This window comes from Candidatus Nanopelagicus abundans (assembly GCF_002288305.1).
Classification (GTDB): Bacteria; Actinomycetota; Actinomycetes; order Nanopelagicales; family Nanopelagicaceae; genus Nanopelagicus; species Nanopelagicus abundans.
Map to the genome: position 1 here is coordinate 724,693 of NZ_CP016779.1, position 12,023 is coordinate 736,715.

Consider the following 12,023-nt stretch of genomic DNA (forward strand, 5'->3'; position numbering starts at 1 on the left):
GTGACAGTTTTACCTGAATTGTTAAAAGTATGTTACTTATTCAAATAGGCCGGCGATATACGCCTCTGAGTCAAAGTCATCTAGGTCTGTGATTTGCTCACCAGTGCCTACAAGCTTAATGGGCAGACCAGTCTGCTTCTCAATCGCCAATGCAATACCCCCCTTGGCTGACCCGTCTAATTTAGTAATAATAAAACCAGTAACTCCAACTGCTTCAATAAATATCTTTGCCTGATTAATTCCATTTTGCCCAGTTGTGGCATCAATAACTAATAAAATTTCATCTACTGGTGATTGCTTACTAATCACTCGTATTACCTTGCCTAATTCATCCATTAAATCTTGTTTAGTATGAAGTCGGCCTGCTGTATCAATTAATAAGTAGTTAAAATTTTCAGCCTTTGCTTTAGTCGCAGCTGAAAATGCAACAGAGGCTGGATCACTATTAATCTCACCTGTAACTATTTCAACTGGGATCCGCCCCGCCCAAGTCTGTAGCTGTTCAGTAGCAGCTGCGCGAAAAGTGTCAGCTGCTGCTAATAAAACCTTGCTACCACTCTTAGTTAATCTATTTGCCAGTTTTGCTGTAGATGTTGTCTTACCAGTTCCATTAACACCAACAATTAACACAGTATTTAGACGATCTGAATCTATAAAAAGCTCTCTGCTCTTATTACTTAACCAGCTCTTAACATGAGTAGTTATTGCCAAAACAGCATCATCTGGTTTAGCAGACTTTACTTTCTCAATTACTTCATCAACTAATTTAACGCCAAGGTCTGAGGCGATTAGCGTGCTTCGAATTTGATCCCACTCATCAGATGAAACTGATCCAGTGCGTAGTGCGGTAAATAATCTCTTAAATAAACTCATTTACTTTTTAAGATACAGAATCAACTTCACGAATGCGCTGCGAAATTACCTCACTAACACCATCACCTCGCATTGTGACGCCATATAAAGAATCAGCAATCTCCATGGTGCGCTTTTGGTGAGTAATAATAATTAACTGTGATTTCTCTCTTAGCTCTTCAAAGACACCAAGTAGCCTTCCTAGGTTTGTATCATCTAATGCAGCTTCAACCTCATCCATTACATAAAATGGTGAAGGTCGTGCTTTGAAAATTGCAATTAATAATGCCACTGCAACTAATGATCGTTCTCCACCTGATAGAAGAGAAAGGCGCTTTACCCGTTTTCCTGGTGGCCTTGCTTCAACATCAACTCCAGAGGTCAACATATCTGATGGGTTAGTAAGTATTAACTTTCCATCTCCACCTGGGAATAATCGAGAAAAGACAATTTCAAATTCTCTAGCAGTATCTTCATATGCCTGCGTGAATATCTGCTGAACTCGATCATCAACTTCTTTAACAATATCTAGCAAGTCCTTCTTAGTTTTCTTTAGATCTTCAAGTTGTTCAGCTAGATAACGCAATCTTTCTTCAAGTGATGAATACTCCTCAAGTGCAAGGGGATTAATTTTTCCAAGTAATGTAAGAGATCGCTCAGCTTGAGCTAATCGCTTTTCTTGTTGGTCTCTACGATAAGGAATCAGGTCACCAGGTACAAATTCACCCTGTTCATTTTCATAAAATGTTGGAACGTCATTATTTGGACCATACTCATTAGCAAGAGTCTGAACATCTATTCCTAGCTCCTCAATCGCTTTATTTTCTATCTGTTCAATTCGCATTCGATGCTCTGCCCTTGCAATTTCATCTTTATGAACACTTGAAGTCAATCTTTCTAATTCAGTTGCTAACTCTCTACTGCTTGTACGCAAACTTAGTATTTCACCCTCTCTGGCAGAACGTGATGCTTCTAAACGCTCTCGCTCAGAACCAGCACGTAAAATTGATGATTCAATTTGAATTAAAGCTTCATAAGCAGCATCTGCAATTTGTTGTGCAGTTACTGCTGCTTGTGCACGAATTTCTCGACGTGAAATAGATTTTGAAGCAGCATCGCGTTCAGCTCTTGCTTGATTTTCTAATGCTCTAGCTCTTTGTTCAATTGCATCCTTGCGCTCCTCAATTGTTCTTAAGTTTAATCTCGCTTCAACCTCTTTAGATCTAGCATCAGAGACTTGTGAACGTAAATCTTCTAAATGAGTTAAATCTGGCTCCACAGGGGATTGATGTGATTCAAATTGCGCAATTGCAGCTGCTAAATCTCGCTCATCTGATGTGCGCTGCTCAGTTGCTGCAGTAAGTGCAGAAGATAATCGATCCAACTCCTCGCCTGAGTTTTTAACATTTTGCCCAGCAACTGCTAGTTGTTCAGCAAGCCCGGTCATAGCTGCATCTGACTCATTTAACTTTGATAATGCGATCTCAAAGTCTTGATTAACCTTATTTAATACCTCTTGGGCAGTACTTAATTCAAACTTAACTCGATCACAATCGGCTGAAACTTTAACGAGCTCTGATTCACAGGTTGCAGTTAATGATGAAATTTTCTCAATTAATCCACTATTGCCCGTACTTTTTACTAGCTCATCTATCTCTTTAAAGGCAGTTAATCTTCCAAGTGAGCCTGCTCTTAGTTTTTCAACTGACTGAAGTTTTTCAGTAAAGGTTTTTAAATTTGCCTCAGATGCTTTTACTTCAACTTTTAATTTTTCAAAAATAGCATCTAGCCCTGGTTCTGACGCGGTAAGAGATGAGATCTGAGTTTCAATTACTCCAAAACTTTCTCGGTGCACTTTTAACTTATCCTGCACCAAGTCTCGAACTGTTGTTAAACGATTTATTTCACCAGTTGTTGCATCAATTCGGGAGCGCAATCCATTGATATGTCCTTCTTGTCTAGCTGTGCCCTCACGTTGATCAGCTAAAGCTCTAAGAGATGCAGAAACTCTATTTTCTTCTAGTGCTAATTGACCTTCAATTGCTTTAAGTGAATTTGAATCAACATTTAATTGTTCTTGAGAAATTTTTACCTGCGCTGTGATTGTTGCTTCTTCCTTGCGCAGCAGCTGCGCCTCTTCTTCTAACGCTTTTGGATCGCGCCCAGTCGCCTTTGCCTCCTCTGCTTCTTCAGCTAAAAACCTTGAACGCTCAGATGATAAATTTTGTATACCTCTAATTTGCTCCCGCTGTGCAGTAAGTCGATAGAAATTTTCTTGAGCAGAAATTAATTGTGGATTTTCACTTGCAGCAATCGCATCTAATTCAATCTCTCGATCTCTTGCAGTATTTAATTCTCGCTCAACTTGCTCTTTGCGATCACGAAGTACGGTTTCATCGGCAACTTCCTCGGCCATCTCTGAACGCATACGAATTAGATCATCAGCTAGTAAGCGTAATTTTGCATCACGCACATCTGATTGAATGATTGTTGCTTTCCTGGCTACCTCAGCTTGTTTGCCAAGTGGTTTTAATTGCCGGCGAAGCTCCACAGTTAAATCTTGAATTCTTGCAAGATTTGTCTGCATTGAATCTAATTTTCGAATTGCCTTCTCTTTACGCTTTCTATGCTTAAGAACACCAGCAGCTTCTTCAATAAATGCTCGTCGCTCCTCTGGATTTGCAAGCAAGATCGCATCTAGTTGGCCTTGTCCAACAATCACATGCATCTCTCGCCCAATGCCGCTATCACTAAGAAGCTCTTGAATGTCTAATAATCTTGTTGTCTCACCATTTAATAGATATTCAGATGAACCATTTCTAAATAAAACACGAGTAATCGTTACTTCAGAAAAATCAATTGGTAAAACACCATCTGCATTATCTATTGTTACTGAAACTTCAGCTCGGCCTAATGGCGCTCTTCCGGATGTACCAGCAAAAATAACATCTTCCATTTTTCCACCGCGTAAAGATTTAGCACCCTGCTCACCTAATACCCAAGATAAAGCGTCAACTACATTTGATTTACCTGATCCATTCGGACCGACTACACAAGTGATGCCCTGCTCAAAATTTAGGATGGTAGAAGAGGCAAAAGACTTGAACCCCTTGAGGTTCATACTCTTTAGATACATAGCTTCGCCCACTTAATCCGCATAGGCGCAAACCTATCTAAAAATAGGGTGAAATCGGTGCTACCTACCGTTGGCAACGCGGGCAAAAGTGGGAGGAACGATTAGCAAAGGCTATCCGGCGGATCAAAGTTGAACATCTTGAACATGGCTGCCCAGCCCTGCCGTAAACACTCAGTGACCTAGAAAAGTAGCCACTCGCCCCATTCACATTTTTATATTGTTGATCAAATGAAGTTCCACCTGCTTTTATTGCAGATTTCATTACCGCCTTTGCGCTATTGATTAGCTTTTTAATTTCATCTTCAGATAGATCCTCACAAATAATCTCTGGATGAATTTTTGCTCGCCATAGCGCCTCATCAGCATAGATATTTCCGATTCCACTAATAATTTCTTGATTTAATATTGCTGGCTTAATAGCAGATTTTCTCGAACTGATATTTGTAATAACTTCTTTTAAGTTAAAATCTGCTTCAAATGGGTCATAGGCAATATGGGCAACTGATGTCGGAACTTGATCATGCATTTGTTCTATAGATAGCCAACCAAATGTGCGCTGATCAATAAATCTAATCTCATCACTAGCACTCTTTTTGCCTGCTAATCCTGCTGCCTTTTGGAGTTCAATTCTGGCGCGTAAATGTGACTGATCAGGTAATTGCTTAGAGGAAATTAGTAACTGCCCACTCATACCTAGATGAGCTACTAAAGTGAACTCGCGATCAAGTTCAAACCATAAAAACTTTCCCCGTCTTTTAACTGCCCTAATTTTTGCGCCAACAACTGCTGCCAGTGGGGAAATAGAACTGGGTTTAATTGCTCTTAAATGATAGGAATGAGCAGATGATATTCGCCTATTTAGCACATACTTCTCAAGGCCTGCACGGACAGTTTCAACTTCAGGTAGCTCTGGCATTTTATTAAGAAGAAGAGTTCTTACTTTTTATTTTCTCTATTACTAATTGCTTCATGAGCAATTCTTGCGGCTGCTTGCTCAGCCTCTCGCTTACTTTTTCCTGACCCAGCTGGAAATCTTTCATTATTTAAAATAACAGTTGCTACAAAACTTTTATCATGATCTGGGCCAGATTCAACTATTTCATATTCAGGTGATGGCATATTAATACTTGCAGCTAGTTCTTGTAACGCAGTCTTCCCGTCAAGACCTGCCCCTTGTGCGGTGGCTGAATCGATTGCAGAACCAATCCACTTTAAAATAACTTCTGAACTTCTTATATATCCATGTTCAAGATAAATTGCACCTACTAATGCTTCAAGTGAATCGGCCAAAATGGAATTCTTATCTCGCCCGTTTGTGGCCTCTTCACCTTTACCAATTCGAAGATACTCACCTAATTTAAGATCACGAGCAATTTGTGCGAGCGCCCTCATATTTACAACACCTGAGCGAAGTGGACTTAATCTACTTTCATCTAAATCTGGAAATTTTTTATATAGTTCATCAGTTACTACTAAGCCAAGAACAGAATCGCCTAAAAACTCAAGACGTTCATTTGTTGGAATACCACCGGCTTCATATGAAAATGATCGGTGAGTTAATGCAAGTTCAAGCAACTTATCCTTAACCGAAATTCCGAGTTGCTCGGTTAGGCCAGAGTACAGATCAGACCTCTAGAACCTGGCGACGATTATAAGTTCCACAGGTTGGGCAAGCTGTGTGTTGTAATTTTGGTTGCTGACATTGCTCACATGTTGCAAGGTGTGCAGGAGTTGTCTTCCACATGCTTCGACGAGAGCGAGTGCGTGCTCGCGACATTTTTCGCTTTGGTACTGGCATGATCATTACTCCTTATAAACACATTTGCTAAGGTGAGAATTATCTAGGAAAAGTTGGATCTTGTAAAAACGGCTTAATTTTTGAGCGGAAAATCCTTCAAGGCGGCCCATCTTTGATCAGCTGGTGATTCAGATTCAACTACTGGCAGATATGACCAATTCTGTCCCTGCTTTTCCTCAAGGCCAGGGCAATCCTCATTACAAAGTGGATTTACTGCTAAATTTAAAATTATCGCATCCCTTATCGCAGGCTCTAAATTAATATCATCACCAATCATAAAACTTAAATCATCTTCTTCAAGATCTAGATCATCTTCTTTACTAGATTTACTTCCTCGCTTACCTGCAGATTTATTTGCTAAAACTTCATAGTAATAAAGCTCAGTAAAATTTTCATCAATTGGCCAGCTAATTGGCTTTAAACACCTAGTGCATTCACCAGTTGCATTTGCTATTACTCGAGCTGTAGCTAGTACTCCCTCATCAACTGATTGCAATCGCAGATCAACCTCGATGATTTCACCCGGTTTTACTGATAGCAGGTCAACTCCTACTGACTCGGTGATTTTAAGATCTAATTCGTGCTCTCGCATCTCACCTGCCCGATGAGGCAGATCATGGGTGTTAAAGATATAAATTGATCTTGCCATAGAACTAATTTTTTAGTTCAGAGAGTGCGTGCTTAGTTTCAAATCCGTCTAGCTTATCTCGGCCCTTACTAATCACATCTAAAGTCTTATTTAAAATCACTTCAAGAGTTGCAAGCCTTGAATCAATATAAGCATCAATTTCTTCTCGACTCTTCTCTCCATCTGTGTTTGCCTCAGCTAGAATTCGATTAGCTTCTTTGCGAGCACTGCTAACAATTGTGGTTTGCTCAACTAAACGAGCAACTTCCTCTCTTGCTTGCTCAATAATGGCATCTGCTTGCTTGTGCGCATCTTCTAAAATATTTTCTTTATCACGTTGTATGGAAATAGCTCTGGCTAAATCATTTGGAAAAGAAACTTTAATTTTATCTAATAGTTGAAGTAATTCACTTCTATTTATGACGCAAGAAGCAGAAAGTGGAACAGAGCGTGCCTCTTCAACAGCTGCAATTGCTGCCTCTAAATTTTCAACTACATCCATGATTAATCCTTCCGCTCAAGGCGAGATCTTAACTTATCCACTATTGCAGCTGGCATATAAGCCGAGACATCCCCACCATAACTAGCGATTTCTTTGACTAAAGAAGAGGATAAAAATGAATGAGATGGGGCGGTGGACATAAATAATGTCTCAACTCCCTGCAGTTGTAAATTTACTTGGCTCATTTGTAGCTCATAATCAAAATCACTTACTGCCCGTAATCCCTTAACAATTGTTGGAATCTTATTAGTACGGCAATAATCAACTAATAAGCCAGACCAGGAATCAACCTTAATATTCGTATACCGAGTAGTTACTTGCTTTATCATTTCAATTCGCTCATCTACTGTAAATAATGAGCTCTTCGTTTGATTAACTAATACTGCAATTACAACCTCATCAAATAAAGTACAAGCTCTGGCAATAATATCTAGATGACCATTAGTAATTGGGTCAAATGATCCTGGACAAACAACACGTCTCATGGATAAAACGCTAGCAACTAATTGCTAAGTTAGCCATTTTTACTCACGCATCGCGCTCAGTATGCACTCCATAATGAATGCTACCAGCACCATATGAGCGAACCTTGAGCTCTGTTAAGGAAGGTGGCCAAGTGAATGCTTTTACTTTCCCATCACGTTCAATTGCAATAACTCCAAACTTACTTAACAAATTAAGTGAAATGATTTTCTTTAATATCTTTTCAATTTCTGAATTAGCCACTTCATACGGTGGATCTATATAGATAATCTCGTATGGATTAGAAGCAGTATGGTTTAAAAATTCAAATACTGTTTTATTATGTACCTTAAATTTCCCAACTCCTGTAAGGGATGAAAGTAATGCAAAGTTTTCTTCACAAACATCTGCGCTAACTGAATTACTTTCAACTGCCTCAACAAGGGCTGCTCCTCTAGATAATGCCTCAACTCCCACAGCTGCTGAGCCAGCAAATAAATCTAAAAAGTGAAGTCCTTCTAATGTACCAAAGGTTGAAATTAAGGATGAGAACAAACCCTCTCGTGCTCGGTCAGAGGTTGGGCGGGTAATTGATGGTGGTGAAAAAAGTTTTCGCCCTTTACCAATTCCGGCAATAATTCGCATGCTCATGATTTATCCATAAATCTTGCTGCTTCATCACTCTTAAGTTTATCTACTTCACTCTTTAGCTCTGGCAAATGATTTATCTCTGGATCAACACCTAAAATCTTAAGGGCAACGCCTCTAGCAGAATCAATTAGATTCTCATCACGTAATACTCTTAATAAGCGAAGGTGTGATCTACCACCAGATTGGGATCTACCTAATACATCACCCTCTTTACGTTGTTCAAGGTCAAGGCGAGCTAATTCAAAACCATCTAAAGTTTGAGCCAGTGCATTTAGTCTTTGCATACTTTGAGAATCCTCTTGCGCACTTGTAACTAGTAAGCAAAGTCCTGCCACACTACCTCGCCCAACTCGACCACGGAGTTGGTGAAGTTGTGAGATGCCAAAACGATCAGCATCCATAATTACCATCATTGATGCATTTGCAACATCAACTCCCACCTCAATTACGGTAGTGGCTACTAAAACATCAATTTCACCTTTTGCAAACGCGACCATTGTTTGCTCTTTTAAATCACTAGATTGGCGGCCATGAAGTGTGGCAATTTTTAACCCAGATAATTCCCCACTTGCTAGTTCAGGTGCTAACTCTTCAACTGCGCTCATCTGCTCATTATCTAAGTACTCTTCACCTAATAATTGAGCAGCAATAATCTCTCTTTCTGTTAGTTTCTTATTTGGGTTAACAATTCTAGGCGCAACGATATAAACCTGATGACCTTTTGCTACCTCCTCCTTAACACGGGCCCATGCTCGATTTAAAAAGTGTGGTTTTTCAAGTACTGGAATTACATGTGTGGTAATTGCTACTCGCCCACTAGGTAATTCCTTAAGTGTTGAAATATCTAAATCACCAAATACCGTCATTGCCACAGTTCTAGGAATTGGAGTAGCGGTCATAACCAAAAGATGTGGTGGTTGCTTTGCCTTCATACGAAGTGCATCTCGCTGCTCAACACCAAATCGATGTTGTTCGTCAACTACTACAAGTCCGAGATCTGCAAATGTAACTCCATCTGAAATTAGCGCATGAGTACCAATCACAATTCCAGTTTGTCCACTTGCTAACTTTGCATGAATCTCTTTTTTCTCAGCAGTAGATAAAGAACCAGTTAGTAATTCAACTTCAGTGCCTATTGAGCCTGCTTGCAGTGTGCCAGCTTGGGCTAATTCGCCAAGCAATTTTTTTATTGTTCGAAAATGTTGCTGAGCTAAAACCTCTGTAGGTGCAAGCAGCGCTGCCTGACCGGATGAATCAACTACGGAAAGCATTGCCCTAAGTGCAACAACTGTTTTTCCTGATCCGACTTCACCTTGCAGTAGTCGATGCATTGGATACTTATTTGATAAATCCTTTTCAATTTGCGCGTTAACTTCAATCTGACCAGCGGTATATTTAAATGGTAACTTAGCTTCAAAAGCAGCAACTAAAACAGGGGTATTTGGTGTGCGAGATTTTGTTACTAATTTAACTATTTCATTTCGTCTTTGACCAAGCAACAACTGCAGTAACAAAGCCTCATCAAATGTAAGCCTTTCTCTTGCATTTGCTGCGCTATCTAGATCAGGTGGTTGGTGAATATCAGAGAATGCTTTCATTAAATTTGGATAATTAAATTCCTTAGCTACATCCTCCGGTAGATAATCTGCTAATTCATCTAATGAATCTAAAGCTAATTTCATGCACTGCATTATCTTCCATGACGGTAGTTTTGCCGTAGCCGGGTAGACAGGTAAAAATTTGCCAGCAAACTCAGCAACTGCAGCATCAACGTCATCTCCATCTGGAATTAATTGATAATCAGGGTGTGATAACTGTCGCTTACCTTTAAATACACCAACTTTTCCTGCAAACATTCCTACTCGGCCGGCTTTTAAATCCTTCTCCCGCCAAGCTTGGTTAAAGAACGTTAAAGACAAGTTCGCACTTCCATCTGTAACAATTACCTCTAATAAGTTTTTGCCATTAGCCCGCCGTAATTTAACCGCCTCAATTTCAGCCAAAATTGTGACCTCATCATCAGCTAATAAAGTTGAAATATCAGTTAACTCACCCCGCACCACATACCTTCTTGGGTAATGGCGAAGTAGTTCATTGACAGTAGTCATCCCAAATGATTTTTCTAAAACATCAGCAGTTCGATCACCTACTATGTTTTGCAATCGGGTCACAAGGCTGGCCATAGTGGAAGTATCCAACGCCGCCTGCTTTATCTCGCGTAATTACCCACCGGATTAGCCATTTAATACCCCTGCGAGGTAATCTTTCGCCTCTGATTAGTTCAATTAGGAAATAAAGGGAGTAAATAAAGTGTCTTCAGTATGCGATATCTGCGGCAAAGCCCCAAGCTTTGGTAACAACGTCTCCCACTCAAAACGTGCTACTCGCCGTCGCTGGAATCCAAATATCCAAAAAATTCGTACGCTAATCAATGGACAAACCAAGCGCAAGAATGTTTGTGCCTCATGCCTTAAGGCAGGCAAAGTAGTTCGCTAACTAGAAGTGCTGGTAACCAGTTTTTTTAATTTCTACACCATCTAGTAACAATTTCCCCTCACCTTTACCAACACTACCTATTTGAATTCCTAATTCATTGCTCTCATTCTCCTTGCCAACAGTTGCCAGGAAGAAGTGATCCTCACCTCCAGTAAGAATCCAATCAAATACATCTTCATTTAATTCTTTCGCAAGCTCTGCAAGATCTTTAAAATCTGCTGCTTGTGAGATTAAATCCTTACTCAGATTAAAATTTACATTTGATGCGTAAGATAAGTGTGCGGCATCTGTTGCTAACCCATCACTTACATCACACATAGATGTTGCTACTTTGATTAACTTATCTGGTGCTACTAGTTTTGGATTTAAATGAGCCTCAACTACATACCTTGGCCGATCTAGTTCTCTATTTAATATTGCAAGTCCGGCAGCAGATAAACCTGTAAGTGATGATAAATAAATCAGATCTCCAACTCTCGCACCGCTTCGAAGAATTGGTTGAGCTGATAACTCACCAAGAGCGGTAATACTTAAAGTCATTTTCTCAGATTTGCTTAAATCACCACCAATAACAGTTACCTCAAATTTATCGGCAACAGAGCGAATACCTTTAGCAAGTTCGGTAACCGTCTCGCTATTATTTAATTCACTAATACCAGCTGCTACTAATAAATATTTAGGAATAGCCCCCATGGCAAAGATATCGGCAAGATTTGCCGTTGTAAGTTTTGCCCCTATTTGAAATGGTGTGGACCACTTTTTATTAAAGTGAATATCCTCTACTGCCATATCTACAGTTGCAACTAACTTGTTATTAGAACTCTTTATAACCGCAGCGTCATCACCGATGCCCACTTGCACCTGGGTTTGAAATGAGGTGTGAAATAGATCGCGTAAGCGCGCTATCAGCCCTGCTTCAGATTCAATCAATGCCACTCCCCAATTAACTCGCTATAGGCTACCCTTTAATATCGCTTTGGTTCACGGCCGAACTTAAAGCAATAATTGAAAGGCTTCAAATGTCTGTTCAGGCTTACATTCTTATTCAAACTGAAGTTGGTAAGGCTTCCAGTGTTGCAAAAGCTGTTTCTGCCATTGCTGGCGTAACTATCGCTGAAGGTGTTACCGGTCCTTACGATGTAATCATGCGAGCAGAGTCTGCAAGCATGGAAGATCTAGGTCGCACAGTTTTAGCAAAGGTGCAAGCAGTTGCTGGCATAACTAGAACTCTTACCTGCCCAGTTACTACTTTTTAATTTTCACCAACTATAAGTGGCCTTGCACTAGTACATTTAATTAACTCGTCATACGTTGTTGGATAAACTGCATGTGGATGACCTGCTGCTGCCCAAACTACTTCGTAATCATTTAGTGCTTGATCAATAATTACTATCTTCGGCTGATTTATCCATCCAATTGGTGCAACGCCCCCTATGGCTTTTGAAACCATTGCTACTGAGGAAATTCTGTATGAGGTTCGAACTTGGTCTCTCATCGG

Annotated in this window: 14 protein-coding genes; 2 read left to right on the forward strand and 12 right to left on the reverse strand. The window is 40.0% G+C overall.

Annotated features, from left to right (window positions below):
* Window positions 1–36 precede the first annotated feature (36 nt).
* The 10 genes from ftsY to recG form a co-directional block, all read right to left on the reverse strand.
* Window positions 37–873 carry a signal recognition particle-docking protein FtsY gene (ftsY, locus tag B1sIIB91_RS03765; RefSeq protein ID WP_095688279.1) on the reverse strand — a complete coding sequence of 279 codons (837 nt, stop codon included), beginning with the start codon at window positions 871–873 and terminating at the stop codon, window positions 37–39.
* A 7-nt stretch (window positions 874–880) separates the two neighbouring features.
* Entirely contained in the window at window positions 881–3,988 is a 3,108-nt protein-coding gene (locus B1sIIB91_RS03770) for a chromosome segregation SMC family protein (protein WP_095688280.1), read from the reverse strand.
* Window positions 3,989–4,052: 64 nt separating this feature from the next.
* Window positions 4,053–4,904: a bifunctional DNA-formamidopyrimidine glycosylase/DNA-(apurinic or apyrimidinic site) lyase gene (mutM, locus tag B1sIIB91_RS03775; RefSeq protein ID WP_095688281.1), complete on the reverse strand. Its 852-nt coding sequence runs from the start codon at window positions 4,902–4,904 to the stop codon at window positions 4,053–4,055.
* Window positions 4,905–4,924: 20 nt separating this feature from the next.
* A complete protein-coding gene (gene rnc, locus B1sIIB91_RS03780; protein WP_095688282.1) occupies window positions 4,925–5,611 on the reverse strand; it encodes a ribonuclease III in 687 nt (228 codons plus the stop codon).
* 1 nt (window position 5,612) lies between these two features.
* A complete protein-coding gene (rpmF, locus tag B1sIIB91_RS03785; RefSeq protein WP_018224860.1) occupies window positions 5,613–5,786 on the reverse strand; it encodes a 50S ribosomal protein L32 in 174 nt (57 codons plus the stop codon).
* Window positions 5,787–5,859: 73 nt separating this feature from the next.
* Window positions 5,860–6,435: a YceD family protein gene (locus B1sIIB91_RS03790; RefSeq protein ID WP_095688283.1), complete on the reverse strand. Its 576-nt coding sequence runs from the start codon at window positions 6,433–6,435 to the stop codon at window positions 5,860–5,862.
* A gap of 4 nt (window positions 6,436–6,439) precedes the next feature.
* Window positions 6,440–6,916 carry an ATP synthase subunit B family protein gene (locus B1sIIB91_RS03795; protein ID WP_095688284.1) on the reverse strand — a complete coding sequence of 159 codons (477 nt, stop codon included), beginning with the start codon at window positions 6,914–6,916 and terminating at the stop codon, window positions 6,440–6,442.
* A gap of 2 nt (window positions 6,917–6,918) precedes the next feature.
* On the reverse strand, window positions 6,919–7,401 hold the full coding sequence (gene coaD, locus B1sIIB91_RS03800; protein WP_095688285.1) for a pantetheine-phosphate adenylyltransferase: 483 nt from the start codon (window positions 7,399–7,401) through the stop codon (window positions 6,919–6,921).
* A 43-nt stretch (window positions 7,402–7,444) separates the two neighbouring features.
* Window positions 7,445–8,029, reverse strand: coding sequence for a 16S rRNA (guanine(966)-N(2))-methyltransferase RsmD (gene rsmD, locus B1sIIB91_RS03805; RefSeq protein WP_095688286.1), 585 nt, complete (start codon window positions 8,027–8,029; stop codon window positions 7,445–7,447).
* Complete coding sequence (gene recG / locus B1sIIB91_RS03810) at window positions 8,026–10,212, reverse strand: ATP-dependent DNA helicase RecG (RefSeq protein WP_095688287.1); 2,187 nt, start codon at window positions 10,210–10,212, stop codon at window positions 8,026–8,028. Before recG ends, rsmD begins: the two co-directional genes overlap by 4 nt.
* Before the next feature lie 127 nt (window positions 10,213–10,339).
* On the opposite strand from recG, the gene rpmB reads away from it, so the two are divergent.
* Window positions 10,340–10,525: a 50S ribosomal protein L28 gene (gene rpmB, locus B1sIIB91_RS03815; protein WP_095688288.1), complete on the forward strand. Its 186-nt coding sequence runs from the start codon at window positions 10,340–10,342 to the stop codon at window positions 10,523–10,525.
* Here rpmB and thiL read toward each other — a convergent pair whose 3' ends face one another.
* Entirely contained in the window at window positions 10,526–11,461 is a 936-nt protein-coding gene (gene thiL, locus B1sIIB91_RS03820; protein WP_095688289.1) for a thiamine-phosphate kinase, read from the reverse strand.
* Between the two features lie 83 nt (window positions 11,462–11,544).
* Here thiL and B1sIIB91_RS03825 point away from each other — a divergent pair, with 83 nt between their 5' ends.
* Complete coding sequence (locus B1sIIB91_RS03825; RefSeq protein WP_095688290.1) at window positions 11,545–11,781, forward strand: Lrp/AsnC family transcriptional regulator; 237 nt, start codon at window positions 11,545–11,547, stop codon at window positions 11,779–11,781.
* Here B1sIIB91_RS03825 and B1sIIB91_RS03830 read toward each other — a convergent pair.
* Window positions 11,778–12,020 (reverse strand): YbaK/EbsC family protein, encoded by a 243-nt coding sequence (locus B1sIIB91_RS03830; RefSeq protein WP_095688291.1) that lies wholly within the window; start codon window positions 12,018–12,020, stop codon window positions 11,778–11,780. The genes B1sIIB91_RS03825 and B1sIIB91_RS03830 overlap by 4 nt on opposite strands.
* Window positions 12,021–12,023 lie beyond the last annotated feature (3 nt).